This window comes from Fibrobacter sp. UWB16 (genome assembly GCF_900215325.1).
Lineage (GTDB): Bacteria > Fibrobacterota > Fibrobacteria > Fibrobacterales > Fibrobacteraceae > Fibrobacter.
Map to the genome: position 1 here is coordinate 25,788 of NZ_OCMS01000006.1, position 18,039 is coordinate 43,826.

At 50.9% G+C, this 18,039-nt stretch carries 17 protein-coding genes; 12 read left to right on the plus strand and 5 right to left on the minus strand.

From position 1 onward, the window contains the following. Positions 1-88 precede the first annotated feature (88 nt). Together CRN95_RS13840 and CRN95_RS13845 are read left to right on the plus strand one after the other, a co-directional pair. The gene (locus CRN95_RS13840) at positions 89-1,267 is read left to right on the plus strand and encodes an SGNH/GDSL hydrolase family protein (protein ID WP_097021241.1); all 1,179 of its coding nucleotides are present in this window, start codon (positions 89-91) and stop codon (positions 1,265-1,267) included. 38 nt (positions 1,268-1,305) lie between these two features. Next, positions 1,306-2,322 (plus strand): ImmA/IrrE family metallo-endopeptidase, encoded by a 1,017-nt coding sequence (locus tag CRN95_RS13845; RefSeq protein WP_145994002.1) that lies wholly within the window; start codon positions 1,306-1,308, stop codon positions 2,320-2,322. Positions 2,323-2,425: 103 nt separating this feature from the next. On the opposite strand, the gene CRN95_RS13850 is transcribed toward CRN95_RS13845, so the two are convergent. Beyond that, positions 2,426-2,995, minus strand: coding sequence for a hypothetical protein (locus tag CRN95_RS13850; RefSeq protein WP_088630067.1), 570 nt, complete (start codon positions 2,993-2,995; stop codon positions 2,426-2,428). 29 nt (positions 2,996-3,024) lie between these two features. On the opposite strand from CRN95_RS13850, the gene murJ reads away from it, so the two are divergent. Continuing rightward, the gene (murJ, locus tag CRN95_RS13855) at positions 3,025-4,617 is read left to right on the plus strand and encodes a murein biosynthesis integral membrane protein MurJ (protein ID WP_097021243.1); all 1,593 of its coding nucleotides are present in this window, start codon (positions 3,025-3,027) and stop codon (positions 4,615-4,617) included. A 113-nt stretch (positions 4,618-4,730) separates the two neighbouring features. Here murJ and CRN95_RS13860 read toward each other — a convergent pair whose 3' ends face one another. From CRN95_RS13860 to CRN95_RS13875, 4 genes are all read right to left on the minus strand, one after another. Continuing rightward, positions 4,731-5,114: a hypothetical protein gene (locus tag CRN95_RS13860; protein WP_097021244.1), complete on the minus strand. Its 384-nt coding sequence runs from the start codon at positions 5,112-5,114 to the stop codon at positions 4,731-4,733. A gap of 37 nt (positions 5,115-5,151) precedes the next feature. Continuing rightward, positions 5,152-5,595 (minus strand): hypothetical protein, encoded by a 444-nt coding sequence (locus CRN95_RS13865; protein WP_235003061.1) that lies wholly within the window; start codon positions 5,593-5,595, stop codon positions 5,152-5,154. Between the two features lie 137 nt (positions 5,596-5,732). Beyond that, on the minus strand, positions 5,733-7,154 hold the full coding sequence (locus CRN95_RS13870) for a T9SS type A sorting domain-containing protein (RefSeq protein ID WP_200816216.1): 1,422 nt from the start codon (positions 7,152-7,154) through the stop codon (positions 5,733-5,735). Between the two features lie 107 nt (positions 7,155-7,261). After that, a complete protein-coding gene (locus tag CRN95_RS13875; RefSeq protein ID WP_235003062.1) occupies positions 7,262-8,998 on the minus strand; it encodes an ABC-ATPase domain-containing protein in 1,737 nt (578 codons plus the stop codon). Positions 8,999-9,141: 143 nt separating this feature from the next. Between CRN95_RS13875 and CRN95_RS13880 the strand changes: the two genes are divergently transcribed. The 9 genes from CRN95_RS13880 to CRN95_RS13915 all read left to right on the plus strand — a co-directional run bounded on the left by CRN95_RS13880 (position 9,142) and on the right by CRN95_RS13915 (position 17,936). Further along, entirely contained in the window at positions 9,142-9,684 is a 543-nt protein-coding gene (locus tag CRN95_RS13880) for a PEGA domain-containing protein (RefSeq protein WP_088630062.1), read from the plus strand. Between the two features lie 144 nt (positions 9,685-9,828). Further along, positions 9,829-10,437, plus strand: coding sequence for a penicillin-binding protein activator LpoB (locus CRN95_RS13885; protein ID WP_088630061.1), 609 nt, complete (start codon positions 9,829-9,831; stop codon positions 10,435-10,437). 127 nt (positions 10,438-10,564) lie between these two features. Next, on the plus strand, positions 10,565-11,962 hold the full coding sequence (locus CRN95_RS13890; protein WP_145994003.1) for a hypothetical protein: 1,398 nt from the start codon (positions 10,565-10,567) through the stop codon (positions 11,960-11,962). 105 nt (positions 11,963-12,067) lie between these two features. Then, entirely contained in the window at positions 12,068-12,835 is a 768-nt protein-coding gene (locus tag CRN95_RS13895; protein WP_088630059.1) for a hypothetical protein, read from the plus strand. 54 nt (positions 12,836-12,889) lie between these two features. Next, positions 12,890-13,618, plus strand: a complete 729-nt coding sequence (locus CRN95_RS13900; RefSeq protein ID WP_088630058.1) for a response regulator transcription factor — start codon at positions 12,890-12,892, stop codon at positions 13,616-13,618. Beyond that, positions 13,600-15,516: a cell wall metabolism sensor histidine kinase WalK gene (locus tag CRN95_RS13905; RefSeq protein WP_088630057.1), complete on the plus strand. Its 1,917-nt coding sequence runs from the start codon at positions 13,600-13,602 to the stop codon at positions 15,514-15,516. Before CRN95_RS13900 ends, CRN95_RS13905 begins: the two co-directional genes overlap by 19 nt. 69 nt (positions 15,517-15,585) lie before the next feature. Then, positions 15,586-16,923 (plus strand): ATP-dependent 6-phosphofructokinase, encoded by a 1,338-nt coding sequence (locus tag CRN95_RS13910; protein ID WP_014546029.1) that lies wholly within the window; start codon positions 15,586-15,588, stop codon positions 16,921-16,923. Between the two features lie 21 nt (positions 16,924-16,944). Next, positions 16,945-17,088: a hypothetical protein gene (locus CRN95_RS14870; protein ID WP_015731986.1), complete on the plus strand. Its 144-nt coding sequence runs from the start codon at positions 16,945-16,947 to the stop codon at positions 17,086-17,088. An 8-nt stretch (positions 17,089-17,096) separates the two neighbouring features. Then, the gene (locus CRN95_RS13915) at positions 17,097-17,936 is read left to right on the plus strand and encodes a hypothetical protein (RefSeq protein WP_088630056.1); all 840 of its coding nucleotides are present in this window, start codon (positions 17,097-17,099) and stop codon (positions 17,934-17,936) included. Positions 17,937-18,039 lie beyond the last annotated feature (103 nt).

The window sequence follows — 18,039 nt, forward strand, 5'->3', positions numbered from 1 at the left end:
GAATCTGGATAAATGTTTTTTACGTTCTGCAACGAAAAAATTTTTTTCATAAAACTATGATGCACCGCTATTTACTATAATTTGGAATATGCCAAAAAAATTTTCAAAATGGGTCGCATGCTGGGGCAACGCCACCTCCATTACAGACCGCAAAGAAGCGACTTACGCTAAAGACTTGACACTCCGCTATCCGATTCGCGCCTGCTTTTCAGGGAGCAAGTTGCGTTTTCATTTTTCTAACCTCACGGGTACAGACTCCGTACAAATTAGCGAAGCGTACATTGCAAAGTCCGCGCAGTCCACTGCCAGCGAAACAAGTGCCGCGCAGTTCGAGTACGCACCTACAGCAATTACGTTCGGCGGTCGTACTTCTGCCACCATCCCCGCGGGCGAAGAAATCTTGAGTGACGAAATTGCATTCAACGTGACCGCAGGTGAGACATTTGATGTGAGCCTCTACTTTGCTAATTTCACACAAATGAACGCAGGCACAGCTATCACGGGCCCGCTTTCTGGCGGCAAGTACAGCTACGGCAATTTTGCCAAAAGCGCGACTCTCCCCGATGATCTCACGCGCAAAACGAACTGGATTTATTTCCTCAACACGATTGACATTTTCACCGAAGAAAAGAACTTTGCGCTCGTCTGCTTTGGCGATTCCATCACGGCACAGGATTGGCCCGATTACCTGACGCTCCGTTGCGCACGCGAAGGTTTCAACAACGTCGCCATCATCCGTCGCGCTGTGAGCGGCACACGCATTCTCCGTGAATACAGTTGCATCACCTACGCGGCTTACGGTCTCAAAGGCGCTACGCGTTTCCCGATTGAAATGAATGTCGCAGGCGCCCGCACGGTCATTGTACAACACGGCATCAACGACATCATCCACCCTGTCGGCGTGGAAGTCAACAAGTTCCGTCCGTGGAGCGACATGCCCACCGCAGACGACCTCATCAACGGCGTGCGCTCGCTCTACATCACGCATGCACGCAAGCTCGGCCTCAAGATTTACAGCGGCACGCTCCTCCCGATTTACGGCTGGCGCACCTACAACGAAAACCGCGATATCATCCGCACGGCATTCAACGAATGGCTCCGTACCGCACCAGATTTCGACGGTTGCGTAGACTTTGACAAGGCTGTGCGTGGTCACGATGATCCGAAAGCATTTGCCGCCGGATTCGACTCGGGCGATCACTTGCACCCGAGCGCCAAAGCGTACGAAGCCATGGCCGAATGCGTCCCCGAAGAATTATTGAAATAAATTTGACACCTAGCGCGTTAATTATTTATTTTAAAAACATGAGCTTGAAAGATTCCATTAAGCAACTTCAAAAAAGGGAGCACATGACGCAAGACGAACTCTTGCGTCGTCTCGGCTGTTCCCGTAGTAGCCTTATGGATCACGCGACAACCGAAGCGCAAGCCGCATTCCAGCTCGCTTTCGGGAACAATTCCGGACGCATCTCCGAAGCCCCGTCATTCAAGAACGAAGAAGAGCTCGAAAAAATTTTAACGTGGGTTCGCAAGTTCCCAATCCGCGCATTGCAAAAGATGGGGCATATTCCCGAGAACGCCAAAGACGCAGACCTCGTTCGCGCCGTGTTCAAGTTCATGCAAATCGGGAGCGTCGCCGGATTCGAAAACTATTACTGCGCCACATTGCAATCTGCAAATCCACAGACTTACGCCGCCTGGATCCGCCTTGGCGAACTTCAAGTCAAGCGCTTAGCAACGGACTTCGTGCCTGATCGCAAAGCGATTCTTGCGAACTTGAGATTTTTGCGAACAAACGTATTTTTGCGCAACCAAGGCACCCGCAGCATCGCTCGCGAAGCACTCCGCGCTTGCGGTATCGAGCTCATCGAAGTAGAACCGTTCCTCACGGCACCCACGCCCATTTGCGCATTCTTCTGGAGAGGCTCACGCCCCGTCATCCAGTTCCCGACAACCAAGATGGAAGATTCCAAATTCCTGGAAGCTTTGTTCCACGCGGTCGGGCACTTGCTTTTGCACGCGAAGCACACTTCGTGTCTGCAACTCGGCGCACTCTCGCAACAAGCAAAAGTTTCTGAAATGCACGCGGCACGCCCTGAAGAAATTATCGAAATTGAAGCCGACCGTTTCGCGCAAGACATTCTCCTTTCCGAAGCCGAAGAATGCGAGCTCATCTGTTGCGGTCGCTTTTACGAACGCCGTTGCATCCAGCATTTTTCCGGCGTATTCCATGTGCGCCCGGGCATCCTTGTCGAGCGTTTACAGCAACAGGGCAAGCTCAACCGCCGCACGCTTTTAAACGATTTCAAAATCGCGGTATAAAAACGCGCGCATCTCGTATAAAAAGGAGAAGCCCGCTCGGAGGCGGGCTTGACAACAAAAAGTCGCGCGCGTCTCGTAAAACGCTCGCGGGTTCTTTTACAAATTAATAGTTCACACCGAAGAACAGATTCCAGCTCTTGAAGCTCTTCTTAAAGTCTACCTTCGTAGCAAGGATGTTGAAACCAAAACCAGCTTCAAGCTGAACGGCAGAATTGTGGAAGAAGTTCAAACCGACTTCACCACCCAAGCACATACCGAAAGCACCAATCCAGTCATCAAAGAATGCGTCAACTTGGAAACCAAGACCAATACCGGCGCCGATAAACGGAGACATGACTTCATCAAGTGGAGAATAACGTCCACCGAGAAGCATATTGCCTTCAAGTTCCCAATCCGTGCCAAATTCGGCATGCCAGTTCGAAATCGCCGTAATAGCGCCATGAGTCGTCATTTCCCAAATGTGACCATAGCGGATAAGCGGGAAAGCCGTGACCTTGTCCTTTTCAGGATTCTTCACGTCGTCTTTATAGTTACTCCAGAAAGAAAGGCCAAACGCAGCCGTCTGGAAACTATAGACCGGACGTTGGAGTTTCTTCTCCGGTTCAACAGTATCATAGTTCTGGGCAAATGCCGCAAGGGCGAGGAAAGTAATGAGTACTAATATCTTTTTCATGGTAAGAAATATATAAATTTTCAATCAACATGAATAAAGCCGCTATTATTGTTGCCGTTTCGATGCTCCTGAGCCGCGTACTCGGGATTTTCCGTGAAATGCTCCTCGCCCACGCCGCCGGCGTGTCGCTCGAAAAAAACGCTCTCGACCTCGCTTTCATGATTCCGGACATCCTGAATCACGTGGTCAGCACCGGATTTTTGTCGATTATCTTCATTCCGATTTTCACAGGCTACAAAGTCGCAGGTGACGAGAAGGCGGGCTGGAAGTTCTTCAGCAACGTGCTCAACACGTTCGGACTTGCACTTTTGATTCTCGTGATTCCGGCGTTCATCTGGATGAAGGAACTCATCTCGCTCTTGACCGTCGATGGCGTGACGCCTGAGCTCTTGGAACGCGCAACTTACTACGGACGCATTATTCTGCCGGGGCAGATTTTCATCTTTGTCGGTAGCATCCTCGTTGCCGTCCAGCACACTCGCAAGCAGTTCCTGATCCCCTCCCTCACGGGCCTTATCTACAACATCGCCATTGTGGGCGGCGGTGCCGCAGGCCTTTGGCTCAGCAACCACACAGGCAACGATTACGGTCTCGCCGGATTTGCCTGGGGCGTTCCGGTCGGCGCATTCATCGGATTTTTCGCACTCCAGATTTTTGGCGCCAAGCGCGGCGGTGTCCATTATGAATTTATCATTGAACCGAAGCATCCGGATATCGCACGTTACTTCAAGATGATGCTCCCGATGTCTCTTGGCGTGGGCTCCATGTTCGGCCTTGAATTTATCATCCGTAGCTTTGGTGCAAACTTTGGTACAAGTGGCATTTCGAGCCTCAACTACGCCTACCGCGTCATGTACACGCTCGTTGCCGTATTCGGATTCTCGGTCAGCGTCACGAGCTACCCCGACATGGCGCGTCTTGTGAAGGAAGGCGACTTCCCGCAGCTCAACCGCAAAATATGGAAAAGCCTCTCGCGCATGTTCTGCATCTTGATTCCGGCAGTTGTCGCCGTGTGGGCTTTGAGCTTCCCGGCCGTGCGCATTCTCTTTGAACGTGGCGCATTCCACCGCGAAACGACCGAAGCGATTTCTGAAATTCTCCGCTGGTACTTGCCCGTAAGCCTTGGACTTTGCCTGCAGGCAGTTCTCGTCCGCAGCTTCTACGCTTGCGAACGCATGTGGGTCCCGACACTTTTGAACACCGGCATTTTTGCGGCAACCATCCCGGCCTACATTTTGCTTGGCGCCCCCGAAGTGGGTCTTGGCATCAAGAGCGTCCCGATTATCGGCGCTACAGGCGCTATTTTGCAAGTGATTTCAATGATTTTCATGTGGGCTAAAAAGAACGGCACCGACGGCATGAAAGAGGCCATTTTCAACATGGCACGCGCACTCGTCGCATTCGGTATCATGATTGCAGCCGCCGTCGGCCTTGATCACATTTCAGGAGATTTCGTCCGCAACGCAAGCTTTGTAACACTCGTCGTTTACGCCTGCGCCGCAGGGATTGCGCTCTTTACACTCACGCTCATCATCCAGCGTTACCTCGGCAGTAAAGACGCGAAGGACATCCTGAACGAGCTCTTAGGAAAGGTCCTCCGCAAGCTGCACCTCGCACGTTAAGCACCTTTGTGTCATGCCCGCTACCAATCTTGTCATGCCCGCCACTGAGCGGGCATCTCCTTCTTGTAAGGCTTAAAAAGGAGATTCCCGATCAAGTCGGGAATGACATCGTACTACAAATTATCCCCGTTTTCGTCACTTTTCACGGGTGGATAAATTTCTTCGGGCAACGATCCGTAGCTAGAGACTTTATCACCTTCAAATCCATTGATCATCCATTTGACGAACCCCACAGTTCCGCCAAGCACGGCACCAGTTGCAAAGCCTACCCCAGCAGCACTCAGTGCAACAAGTTTGAGAGGAAACAGGCGAATATCCATTACATCCACTGCACGGAGATGACCACTACCATTCGTAGCCATGAACCAACCGGGTATTGCCAATGTTGTTCCCGTATTCGCACCATAACGAATCATGGGGTTCGGGTTCTTACTCGCCGCACAACCAACAAGACTCAACACAAGCAACATGCAAACAACAAACTTCAAAAAACTCATACTCGCAATATAGATTTCTAATCCCAGGATTCTGAATTTACCTTATTTTTGCTCCGTATTCAGAATCAGAATTTGCGGGTGGTAAAATTTCTTCTGGCAAAGGACCGATTTCCTCAATGTCATCATTTTTAAATCCGTTGAACATCCACTTGAAAAAGCCAACGGTCCCACCTAATATGGCTCCAATTACATAACCGGCACCCGCAATACCTAGCGATATTCCAAGAACCGTTATGTAATCATCCTCAGCTTTCTTTTGGCTTTCGGTCTTACAGCTATAGCTATGACAATCGTCGTCATCATCGTCATCCAACGCGGCAGCAAGCGCTGTAACGCCCACAGCACCCACCAAACCAGGAACCGCCAAAGATGCACCCGTATTTGCCCCGTAACGAATCATGGGGTTTGGATTCTTGCTCACGGCACAGCCTACAAGGCTAAGCGCAAGCAACATACATATGACGGCTCTCATTAAACTCATACTCGTAATATAAAGCCACGACTTTATTTCGCCAATAGCACAATAAAATTTTTTGATAATCTAGCAAAAATTAAGGATAAAGCGCAATAAAAAAATCCGGCAGATTTCCGCCGGACTCACCTAATTTACAGAACCTTCTATTTTATCAAAATTTTCGTCGAGTAATTGCTATTTGCACCGCGAATATTCACGAAGTAATTTCCCGCGCGCACTTTCGGCAAAACTTGCGACGTTCCAAATGAAACGTTCGCCGAACCGTTCCATACAACGTGTCCCATCGCATCCATAACCGTCACGCGGTCATTCTCGCGCAATCCAGAAATCGAAATTTCACGACCGTTCACACTCACTTTCGGCAATGCAAAATTCACGTTGTGCATTTTCGGAAGCGAAGTAGCTCCACAGCCAACAACATCTGGCAAACCAGCGCAAGGATCGTACTTGTACAAAGGCGCCACCGCCTCTGCCCACAAGCGGTGCATCGACTGTCCGCCCTTAGGTTCTGCCGGGTGCACTCCATCGCTTGTAGAAAGTTCTTCAGGATGTTCTAAGAAGTAGCTGTAGAAATCAGGACCGGCAGGCAATTCGTTATCTTTCGTGAGCTTGTCGATGGCATCGAGGTAATCCTGATGTACCTGCCACTTTGCAATTTCAGGGTTCGTTGCAATCATGCGGGCAATAATCGGAGTAATACCATGAGCTTTTGCCGTATCGATAATCGTCTGCAAGTTCTTCGTGAATGTTTCGACATTCGCATTGCTGCCGCCCCAGGCATCGTTTGTTCCCATTTCAATTGCCCAATACCTCACGTTCCCTACGTATTCTGCATAATACTTGAGCGCATCGACAACTCCCTGACTCGTGACGCAACCAATGCCACCGCGAAGCATCGCCGGGTAGTAATCTGCAAAACGCGCGTGTATCAACTGCGCAAAATTCGAATCGACTGCAAATTGCTTCATGCCCATCTGGCTGATGCTCGTGCCCATGAAGAACCACGTATCATTTGCGCCATCGCTAATGTCGTAAGCGCCGACTTCCTCGAGATTTTTCACCGGGGATTCCGCCACGATGCGGAACCAGGACTTCCCAGCAAAATCAATTGCAAGCCCACGGGACATGGCACCGCTCTCGCCCACCTCGGCAACAGTCTCCCAGTCGCCATCTACGCCGTTTGTCGAATTCGCAGACGTCATCACCTTGAAATTCTGGAGGCTCGCCGATGCATCCACGGAATGCTGGCAGCTTGCCGCGTGGACATATTTTTCGCCAGCCCAAGATTCGTCACCGCGCGTCTCCCACGTGATGAACAGCTTTGTCGGACCCTCGCCCACGTTCAACGCAAAATCCGACACCGACGAGACCTGGTTAAAGTCGAGCTTTCCATCGGTATAGACTTCCGGTTTCCAGTTGGAATTGACAGCGCCCGCCACGTAGAGATTCTTGCCCAGACTCACGTTCGGACTCGATGTAGCTGCAAATGCCCCAAAGGAGGCTCCACTCAAAGCAGAAACAAGCGCGGCATTCAAAAATACGCGCGCAAACTTTTGTTTTTCCATATTTTCACCCCAAAAACTTAAATACCTTTTCGGAAAAATAAATTATTATGGGGCAAATATCTCAAAAAATTGATTCAGGTGTGGACATTTTTGTCGAGAGATGTTCCTTACCTTCCGTTATCTCGCAGACGATAGAGCACGCACGCAATGTCGATAGGGCGCGGCAAGCTCATTTCACGACTCAAGCCTTGCGGCAAGTTGCGGAACCCGACGTTCTTGATTTTTTCGCAGAGCGCATTGATTCGCTCCATGATTGTCGCCTTCGCAGACTCGCCATTAGCATCGTTGTTGCTTGCGGCATTTTGGCAAAGGTTCAACAACATGAAGCCTGCACCGAATCGCTGTTGCTTATCCACAAGCGCACCCGCCTTGGACGTATCCGAGACGAGGAAACCGATTTGCAGTAATGTATCGCCCGAGATTTTCACTTTCACCTGACGCTCTACAGCAGACGCAGGGCGGAGTGACGGGAGCAATGGCTTCACGTATTCCGCAAAGTCGCGGCACTGCGGTTCTACAAACGCAGGCAATCCCGGCACGATTTTTGCGCCATCCCCGCCAACCAATCCAGCAGCCACATTCTTTCCATTGATTCTTGCGCATTCCGCCTTGTACGATGCCATCACGATGATGTTGTCCGCCAAGTCCAAAAAGTCTCCGCAGGCACCCGCCACCAGAATAAAGCTACGTCCCTTGATTTCACGGATGCGGTCCGTCAACGGGATAAGCGGTTCGCGGTCATCGCCCAAAAGCTTACGCACGCGCACATCGCGAATGAGGAAGTTCACGGCAGAAGAGTCTTCGTCAATCAAGAAGACATCGCTCCCCGCTTCCATTGCTTCCATCAAGTTCGCGGCCTCGCTCGTCGAGCCCGACGCACAGGCAGTCGTAAAGTTCTTTGTCGAAATTCCACCCGGCAGGTCACGCACAAACTGCGAAAGGTCCGTGCCACGCACGCTGCGGCCATCTTCGACGCCTACGCGCACAGCCGATTCGCTCACGACAATGCCTTCGCGACCGTCTCCCGGGATATGCGGGTAAACAGATTTCGTCAAAGCCTGCAACAAAGTCGATTTTCCATGGAACGCCCCGCCCGAAATCACGGTAATGCCTTTCGGGATTCCCATGCCACGAATCTCGCGGCCATTCGCAACAAACGTCACCGCCATTTCTTCAGGCGATACAAACGGGACAGCCCCATCCATCGGGAGTTCACTCAAACCCGATGCACGCGGAAGCACGGCGCCATCCGGCACAAACGCACAAAGTCCACGTTCCTCGAGCTGCGACAAAATTTCCTTGCGCTCGGCAAGCACGCGGTAATGCTCGACAAGTTCCGGCTCCACGCCATCCTTCTTCGATTCGCCCGAATTGTACAGCGCAGCCGACACCAAGTCCGGCAAGACCATCGTCAAAATTTCGGCAGCAGCTTCCGCCTGAATCTTACGGCCATCGCCCGGCAAGCGCACCTGCAAACAAGCACGCAGCTCGCCATTATCCACCCAGAGCGCATTTCGCACTAGCATTTCAGGTCCAGCAGTGTCAAAGACGACCGCAGCATCCCTGTCGGGGTACTTCTCGCGCACAAGCGCCGAAAGCCTACGGTAAAGGTAATCGCTCAATGCCAGGCGGCGTTCAAAAGTGCCACCCCATTCGCTCGGGAACCCAAGCATCAGCAAACTCGCCTTGATCATCACGCGAGATGCCGGCGCATACGGGTCCCCCTGCACATGCAGGAATTCCAGCACAAAGTCTCCAAAATCCCATGAGCGGTCCGCCAAGGATTTGTAAAGACCGTAATTTTTCCCTTGTAAACTGCGAATTTTTTGGTAAAGAGCTTTCATATACATAAAAGTAATTAATCTAGACCAATAATACACCTAATATTTACGCACATTTTACGGCACTTTAACATTTGTCCTGTAAAAAAAGAATTAAATTCTAGAAGTGAACTAACTCTTTTACATGCAAATCAGGAGTACAACCCATGAAAAAGCTTTTCTTTTTTGCCTTGATGATGGCATTCCTCTTCACGACCGCCGTCGCTGACGAAGAAGATCCACCTCCGCGTGGCAAGTCCGCAATTGTCAACATCGTTACCGAACCGCCTAACAGCGACGTGTTCCTCGGTGGCGAACCTCTCGGCAAAAGCCCGATTAAGGATAGAGAAGTCAAGTCTGGCCGCCAGACGCTCGTCGTCATTGACCAGGGCTTCGAACTCGTCAACAAGCGCGTGAACATTTGGCCGGGCAAGGACAGCCGCAACAATCTCGACTTCAGCACCAAGATTCCGAAGGGCAACATCAAGATCACGACGAATCCGCCGCGCTGCCTCATCTTCGTTGACGGTGAACAGGCCGACAAGACTGACGGTGCCGAACTCGTTGTCCGCAGCCTCGATGCTGGTGACCACGTTGTGCGTGCCCAGTGCAGCAACCGCAAGAGCGCCGAAGCCCTCGTGAAGGTCGTTGGCGAAGAAACGGTCGACGTCCATCTCGACGCTACCAGCGGCAAGAAGAAAAAACGCTAATAGCAATTCGAAATTCCTGGATCCTTCACTGCGTTCAGGATGACGAAAAAAGCGACTTTTTTCAAAGAACTCCCCTTTTGGGGAGTTTTTTTTATGTTTTTTTTGTATGTTTATAACATAATGTTTTAATTCTAGGAGAAAAAAATGTCAAAAATTTGGCTTTTCGCCCTTTGTGTAAGCTTTGCTCTCTTTACCGGTTGCGCCAGTGATGGTGGCAAAAAAGTCTCCCGCCTCGATGCAAATTCCGTTACCGATCTCTCTGGCAGCTGGAACGATACTGATTCCCGCCTTGTTGCCGACGAAATGATCAATGACTGCCTTGGCCGTCCGTGGTACAGCCAGTTTGCCGCACAGAAAGGTTCTGTGCCGACCATCGTGATTGGCAAGGTCCGCAACAAGAGCCACGAGCACATCCGCGTCGAAACCTTCATCAAGGATATCGAACGCGCCCTCATCAACTCCGGCAAGGCTGAATTCGTCGCCAACTCCAACGAACGCGAAGATCTCCGCAACGAACTCGCCGACCAGCAAGGCAACACCACCGAAGAAACCACCAAGGATGCCGGCATGGAAATCGGTGCTGACCTCATGCTCACCGGTACCATCAACTCCGTCATCGACCAGGAAGGTGGCGAACAGGTGGTCTTCTACCAGATCGACATGGAACTCACTGACATCCAGAGCCACCGCAAGGTTTGGCTTGGCGACAAGAAGATCAAGAAATACGTAGCCAAGAGCAGCGTGAAGTTTTAGACTTAATCAGACACCGTCATTCTGAACTAGATCCTTCACTTCGTTCAGGATGACGTATTCTAAGCTCAAAGTTCTAATAACTGAGAAAGCTCGCACCAGCGAGCATTTTTTATATAAATTTGCCTATATGAGACGACTTATATTATTCCTTGCAGCGACTTTGTTTTTTACGGCTTGTGCAAACAAGTCCATGACCCGCTACGAAGCCCTTGCACCAGTCTTTGAGCACAACGGCTACGATGCCACGATTTCCGAAATCAAGAAACAGCAAGACGATCTTTACGGCGAAAAGACCGAGTTCCTCTATTACTTTGACCTGGGCGTGCTCTACCACTACAACGGGAATTACGCAGAAAGCGCAAAGAACTTCGATAAGGCAGACAAGATTTACGACGACCTCTACACTCGATCCATAACAAACGAAGCGGCCGCCATCGTCACAAACGACAACATCCGCCCCTACAGAGCCCGCCCCTTTGAAATACTCGTACTTCACGAGATGCAAATCATGAACTATCTCGCGCAAAAGAATGTCGACGGGGCTTTGGTCGAAGTGAATCGCGCCCTAAAGGCAATGACGGAGCTTTATCAAAAGGATAACGACAAGACAAACGACAACGGATTCTTGCGCTACCTCACGGCAATCGTCTACGAAATGGCTGGCGAACCGGACGAAGCCGCAATCGCCTACTACAAGACGGTCAAGGCCTACGATGAAAACATCCTGAACCTCCCCAAAGAAGCCCGCGAATTTGTCATTGAAAATTTAAAGCGCTCCGACCGCGAAGACGATCTCAAGGCACTCAAGCTCGACAACTCCATCGAAACGCCAAAAGCCAAAGCCGCTTACGATCTCGGCCAAGAAATCATCGTCGTTGGTTATGCAGGCCACGGCCCCATCCTCACCGAACTCAAAATGTCAGGTACTTACGTGAGCGGAGGGCTTCTGAACCTCACCTACAAAGACAGCAAGACGGGCCAAATTACAAGCACCAATCTCGGCGCCCCGCCAGTCGCAGGAGCAAGCAACGGCGAGACATTCCATATAAGCTTTGCCCTCCCCGAAGCCCATTCATTCAGAAGTCAGGTCCAGCGCTTTAACGTCACTGTGGACAACCAGTCCGGCATACGCCCCGAAAAGGTGATGGCGCTCGACAAGGAACTCGAAATGAACCTCAAGGACGACTTTGCAAACACCATGACACGCACAGCCATCCGAGTCGTGCTCCGCACCATTGCCGCTCAGGCTGCCAAGAAGGCCATGGAAACGGACAACGCCCTCTTTAACCTTTTCACAAACATCGGTACAGACATCGCACAGGACCAGATGGAAAAAGCAGACCTCCGTATAGCCCTCTTCTTGCCGAATTCCTTCCAGATGACAAGAATTCCTGTAGAACCGGGTTCACACGAAGTCTCCGTCGCAGCCGAAGGCGACAGCGGCACAGTCAAGGTATTCAATTTTGGCAGTATCCCCGTAAAAAAAGGCGAAAAGAAGTTCATATTTGTACCGGCAATCAAGTAACTTGGACATAAATAGGCGAAAAAGCACCATTTTCTGAATTGTAAACACCTTTTTTCTAAATAATTATTTAGTTTCAAGGCAAAACATCCTAGGAGCAATAAATCCATGAATTTTAAAATCATTTTCGCAGCGGCAGCTTTGCTTGCCACCCAGTCCTTTGCCATTGCAGGTATCGGCGCCCACTACACCCCGGCTGTAGGAACTTCCCTCAATGAAGCTAAAAAATCCGAAATTTTCAAGGGCCAGGACAAACTCCAGTTCAGCCATGGCAACTTTGACTATATCCAGGGTTTCGGCTTTAAGGCTTGGGTAGACCTCCTCCCGTTCATCGATATCGAAGGTACTTTCAATATCCAGTTCGCTTCTTACAACGCCTCTCTCTGGGCAATGCGTGACGACGGCACGTTCAAGGAAATCCCGATGGAAATCGAACTTGGTGGCACTCCGTTTGCAAAGGCTACCCCGAAGTACATCGCCATGAACGCAGACATTTCCGTCACCTACCCGTTCTCCATCCCGCTGTTCCCGATCCGTCCGTATGTTGGCGGCGGTCTCACGATGCACTGGAACACCTTCGTCTTGAACAAGGCCTTTGTGGCAAATGTCATCAAGGACGCTTATGGTGAAGCAGCAGCATCCAACGCAAATGAAATTGACGTAAGCAAGCTTGCCGACAAGGTTGTCGACTACGCCAAGGACGAAGGCCTCACCAAGAGCATTGGCATCCACCTGCTCGCCGGTGTCCGCTTCAAGCTCCCGATCATCCCGATTGCAGCATACGCTAACGTCAAGTGCTACCTCGGTGGCGACTACGACGACGATATCGATGCAGGTCACTTTGCATTCGAACTCGGTGGCGGTTTCGCACTTTAATCCATCAAATTTTGTATATAATATAATTGGTTAGAAGAGAGTAGGTATCCAAGAATGACTCAGAATACAAGCAGCACCAACATCCTCATCATCGAAGATGAAATTGCCATTGCCGAAGGCCTCGTAGACCTCTGCGAGCTCAACGGTTACCGCGTCAAACACGTCATTGACGGCGAAAGCGGCCTTGCCGAAGCACTTTCCGGACAGTACGGACTTGTACTCCTGGACCTCATGCTCCCGGGCATGGACGGCTTTACCGTTTGCGACAAAATTCGCGAAAAAGACAAGAGCCTCCCGATCATCATTCTTTCTGCAAAGAATTCCGATGACGATATCATCAACGGGCTCAAGTTCGGCGCCGACGACTACATCCCGAAGCCGTTCTCCGTGCCGATGCTCCTTGCGCGTATCGAAGCTGTGCTTCGCCGTAGCCGCCAGACGATGGAAAATGAAGGCAAGCTTGTTGCCGGCAACCTCCGCGTGAACTTCCGTGAATACACGGGCGTCCGCGGTACAGAAGAACTGGCATTCACCCGCAAGGAAATTGAAATTCTTGAATACCTCTGGAACAACCGCGACCATGCCATTCCGCGTTCCGAACTCCTCCGCAAGGTCTGGGGTTACGAAAATGCAGAATCTGTGGATACCCGTACGGTTGACATCCACATCACCAAGCTCCGCAAGAAGATCGAAGACGATCCGGCTCATCCGAAGCTGCTCGTCACGTTCCGCGGTGAAGGTTACCAGATGCGCTCGGCTCCAGAATGCGAGAAGTCAGTATAAATAAATTCTCTACATACCTCTCTAGCAAGTACAAGGCTCTTCGGAGCCTTATTCTTGCCTCTAAAGATCGTCTCATTTTTGTGGCGATTTTTATCGTTATTGCGATTCCCGTAATAATGCTTTTAAGCCATTCCTATGCACAGTTGCAAGCGTCGTCGCTCTTTGGCTACAAGGAACACGCGTTCTCTGTGCTCCAGAATTTAAACAAGAACATCACGGCTGACCTCGCCATCGAAGACAGGCGTTCTTATGCGGACTACCGCTTTATACGCTCGGTTCCTGTGTTTGGCGGCGAAGAAATCACGATGTCCGAGCTTGCGGAATTTCCGCAGAGGAGCCATTATGTTGGGCTCGTCGGGCATTTCCAGCTGGATCCCTCCGGAAAGTTGAGCACGCCCGTTCTCCCAGATGGCGTGCTTGAAAAGATCCCCATGGTCGACAGGGTCAAACGTGTCGCCATCCGTAACAAGATAAGCCTTATTCTCAACACCTCGGGATTTTCCGCCATCTCCTCGCCTGCAGTCGCATCGACATCGAGCAGCATGGAAAAAGCGGACTCGACGCAAAAGAACGACAGCAGACTTATCGACCAGATTTACAAGCAGGACCTCGACATTGCGAGCACACGCAAAAAGAAAAAGAACAGCAAGCACCGTGTCGAACAAATTACCGAAACTGGCGACTTTGCGTTTGGAGTCGAATCCACAAAGCTCGATACGACCGGCCTTCTGGTCCGCTTGATCAATACCGAAACGACGCATTCCATGGAAGCTGAAATCGACTTCTTCCAGGCTATTGTCGATTCGAACTACATCATCTTCCACCGCACAGTTAGACGCGGTACAGACGTGTTTATCCAGGGCTTTATCGTCGATGCACGAGCTTACCTCACGAACCTCGTGAAAAACGAAATCGAGAAGTACAAGGGCGTTACAAAAGGCAATCAGCAAGACCCGCTCGTGCTCGCCTTCTTCCACAAGAACAAGTCCTTTGTCGCTTTTGGTGAACGCAACAACATCACGACGGAACTCCTCTCCGAATCGTTGCAGGCGCCTCTCTCGGATATCACTTTCAAGATGTACACCACACAGCGCGCCCCGGGCGGAGAATTCGTATTCTTCATCGGGTTCCTGATGCTTGCGGTACTTGGAATCGGCCTTATCTCGATTTACCATGTGACACAGAGCCGCGTGAAGCTCGCCGCGAAGCGCCAGGACTTTGTCTCCGCCATTACGCACGAACTTAAGACGCCTCTCACGGCCATCAAGATGTACGCCGAACTGTTGCAGAACTCCTGGGTGGCTAGCGAAGAAAAGAAGCAAAAGTATTACGGCCAAATCGCCAGCGAAGCCGACCGTCTCTCGAGACTTATCCAGAACGTGCTGAACCTCTCGAAGCTCGATGGCAATCGCTGGAACGTGCAGCTCCGCATGGACAAGCCAAAGCAGGTCCTCGACGACTTCGTCTCGACTTACAGCAAGAACGTCGAAAAGCAGGGTTTCGAGCTTACAGTTTCTTCGGACACGGATGCCGATAACATCAGCCTCATGATCGACCGCGACGCCATCATGCAGATTCTGATGAACCTCGTTGACAACTCGCTCAAGTTCTCCAAGAACGCAGACTACAAGATGATCAACGTGGAACTGCGCATCAAGGGCACCGACATGTACCTCGCCGTACGCGACTACGGTCCGGGCATTCCGCCTTCCGAAATGAAGAAAGTCTTCCAGGAATTCTATAGAGTCGAAAACGAAATGACAAGACAGACGAGTGGCACAGGCATCGGACTTTCGATGGTAAAGAAATTGTGCACTTTATGTAATATGAACATAGAATTGGAAAACGCTAACCCCGGTTTGCGCACAAAAATACACTTCCCAAGTCTGTCCATTTAAGTTTTCATTATGTATTTTTAGGGCGTTCCGTCAGTATGGCGGAAACCCAAAAATTCAAAGAGGCGCGGTATGACTCAGGACGATATCATCAAGAATCCGTTGGATTATGATCTTTCCATTGAAACCGTTGGCAAGGGTACGCTTAAGTCCCCGATGAACGGCGTTCCTTTCGTTTCGGAAAACGACAAGGTCAGCCTTACCACTGACGTCAATCTCATCTCTGAATACTTAGCGAAAGGCATTCCGGTACCTTCACTCGAAGTCGCCGGCCCTAGACAGACAATTTTCCACGACCCCGCCTGGACGCGCGCAGGTATCGTCACTTGCGGCGGTCTCTGCCCAGGCCTTAACAACGTGATCAAGGGCCTTGTACAAGTGCTCTGGTTCGACTACGGCGTGAGGAACATCTTCGGTATCCCGTACGGCTACCGCGGCCTGAACCCGAATTACGGTTACTCCCCCATCGTGCTTGACCCGGATGTGGTCGACGCCATTCAGGAAGACGGCGGTACGATTCTCGGTAGCTCTCGCGGCATGCAGGATCCGGCCATCATGGTCGATACGCTCATGCGCCTCAACATCAACGTGCTGTTCTGCATCGGCGGTGACGGTACGCTCCGCGGCGCACATGCCATTGCCGAAGAAGTCAAGAAGCGTAAGCAGCCCATCTCGATTATCGGCATCCCGAAGACGATCGATAACGACTTGAACTTGATCGACAGGACGTTCGGTTTTGAAACCGCCGTGCTCAGCGCCACAGACGTGATTACAAGCGCGCACATCGAAGCAAATGGTGCGTTCAACGGCCTTGGCCTCGTGAAGCTCATGGGTCGCGACTCCGGCTTTATCGCAGCGTATGCATCGCTTGCAACAACCGTTGTGAACATCTGCCTTGTCCCTGAAGTACCTTTCACACTGGATGGGCTTTTCAAGGCTCTCGAAAGCCGTTACGCCAGCGGCAAGACTCACGCCGTCATCGCCGTCGCCGAAGGCGCCGGACAGGAACTTTTCAAGAACCAGGAAGAACGCAGAGACGCAAGCGGCAACATCTTGAAGAACGATATCGGTGAATTCCTGACCCACAAGATTAAGGAACATTTCGATAGCGTCGGCAAGGAAATCAACATCAAGTACTTTGACCCGAGCTACACGGTGCGTAGCATCCCCGCCAAGGGCACAGACGCCATTTTCTGCTTCCAGCTCGCAGAAAACGCAGTACATGCAGGCATGGCAGGCAAGACGGACATGGTCGTTGGCAGCATGAACAACGTATTCTCGCACGTGCCTATAGAATACGCCGTCAGCGAACGCAAGAAAATCAACCCCAATGGCCCCCTGTGGCATGCCGTTCTCGGTATCACACGCCAGCAGGACTATTTCTCCGGCAAGGGCAAACGCAGCAAGTAATCCTTTTATTAATTTATCACCATGCTCAAAAAAGAAGAAAAAGTCATCATCCGTACCGCACTCATGGAATACCGCAATCTCTTGTTCAAGACATTCCACGGCACTGACGAAGAAAAGACTCGCATTGCCACGGTGAACAAGTTGCTCCAAAACTGGAAAGTCTAAGCGTATTCATGAGAATTACGCGGAACATTATTTTTGCATTGCTGCTTGCGATTAGTTTCGCAAGTGCAAACGACTATTTGCACATAGCAGATTCCTGCTATGCGGCAAGAGCCGTGCGCGCCAACGGCGACAAGGCCGATGCAAAGAATGCAAAAATCATGAAGGAATCCTATCGCAAGGCGATGGAGGATTCTACCGTTCTGGAACAAGCGACTGAAGGCTATGTGAAGACGCTGTACTTCTGCTTCAGATTCGTGCAGTTCGACGAGAAGAAGCGCCAGCTCCATTTGGACACGCTGATGGAAGCAAGCAAGAGCGCCTACGAAAAGTTCCCCAAGAACAAAGAAATCGCACACGTTTACGCTTCGACGCTTTCGATGTGGGGCTCGGAACGCAACGTATTTTCGTCGATTAAGGAAGGCATTGCAGGTAAAGTCCGCGATGTCGCCACAGCCGCAGAAGACTGGCAGATTCTCGGGCGTGCGCATTTTGTGCTGCCGTATGTACCGCTAATTCTTTCGTGGCCTGATGAAAAGCTTGCAGACAAATACCTCACGATGGCACTCGAAAAGAACCGCAAGGACATTTACAACTACTACTTCCTTGCAGACTTGCGCTATGACCAAGACCGTTTTGATGATGCCGTAGAGCTGATTGTACAAGGTCTCGATGCAGGCGTGCGCCCTGGCTACATTCTTGAAGACAAGCGCGCCCGCTGGCATTTAAAAGAGCTCTGGAAGAAAATCGATTACAAGCACAGGGACAAGCTCTCGCCAAAACACCTTGAAGACGGCGAGAACATCCGAAAAGCGATCGAAGCGCTGAGAGCGAAGAATAAGAAAAAATAATTTGTTATAAAGGAGATTCCCGCTTTCGCGGGAATGACACACAAACAAAAAAACGGACTTTGAAAGTCCGTTTTTTTAATGGTGATCCCGGAACGGAGTCCGG

Excerpts from the sequence above, each read along its gene's own strand:
- CRN95_RS13840 (WP_097021241.1), top strand. The coding sequence starts at position 89 with ATGCCAAAAAAATTTTCAAAATGGGTCGCATGCTGGGGCAACGCCACC.
- CRN95_RS13845 (WP_145994002.1), top strand. The coding sequence starts at position 1,306 with ATGAGCTTGAAAGATTCCATTAAGCAACTTCAAAAAAGGGAGCACATG.
- CRN95_RS13850 (WP_088630067.1), bottom strand. The coding sequence starts at position 2,995 with ATGAAAAAGATATTAGTACTCATTACTTTCCTCGCCCTTGCGGCATTT.
- murJ (WP_097021243.1), top strand. The coding sequence starts at position 3,025 with ATGAATAAAGCCGCTATTATTGTTGCCGTTTCGATGCTCCTGAGCCGC.
- CRN95_RS13860 (WP_097021244.1), bottom strand. The coding sequence starts at position 5,114 with ATGAGTTTTTTGAAGTTTGTTGTTTGCATGTTGCTTGTGTTGAGTCTT.
- CRN95_RS13865 (WP_235003061.1), bottom strand. The coding sequence starts at position 5,595 with ATGAGTTTAATGAGAGCCGTCATATGTATGTTGCTTGCGCTTAGCCTT.
- CRN95_RS13870 (WP_200816216.1), bottom strand. The coding sequence starts at position 7,154 with ATGGAAAAACAAAAGTTTGCGCGCGTATTTTTGAATGCCGCGCTTGTT.
- CRN95_RS13875 (WP_235003062.1), bottom strand. The coding sequence starts at position 8,998 with ATGAAAGCTCTTTACCAAAAAATTCGCAGTTTACAAGGGAAAAATTAC.
- CRN95_RS13880 (WP_088630062.1), top strand. The coding sequence starts at position 9,142 with ATGAAAAAGCTTTTCTTTTTTGCCTTGATGATGGCATTCCTCTTCACG.
- CRN95_RS13885 (WP_088630061.1), top strand. The coding sequence starts at position 9,829 with ATGTCAAAAATTTGGCTTTTCGCCCTTTGTGTAAGCTTTGCTCTCTTT.
- CRN95_RS13890 (WP_145994003.1), top strand. The coding sequence starts at position 10,565 with ATGAGACGACTTATATTATTCCTTGCAGCGACTTTGTTTTTTACGGCT.
- CRN95_RS13895 (WP_088630059.1), top strand. The coding sequence starts at position 12,068 with ATGAATTTTAAAATCATTTTCGCAGCGGCAGCTTTGCTTGCCACCCAG.
- CRN95_RS13900 (WP_088630058.1), top strand. The coding sequence starts at position 12,890 with ATGACTCAGAATACAAGCAGCACCAACATCCTCATCATCGAAGATGAA.
- CRN95_RS13905 (WP_088630057.1), top strand. The coding sequence starts at position 13,600 with ATGCGAGAAGTCAGTATAAATAAATTCTCTACATACCTCTCTAGCAAG.
- CRN95_RS13910 (WP_014546029.1), top strand. The coding sequence starts at position 15,586 with ATGACTCAGGACGATATCATCAAGAATCCGTTGGATTATGATCTTTCC.
- CRN95_RS14870 (WP_015731986.1), top strand. The coding sequence starts at position 16,945 with ATGCTCAAAAAAGAAGAAAAAGTCATCATCCGTACCGCACTCATGGAA.
- CRN95_RS13915 (WP_088630056.1), top strand. The coding sequence starts at position 17,097 with ATGAGAATTACGCGGAACATTATTTTTGCATTGCTGCTTGCGATTAGT.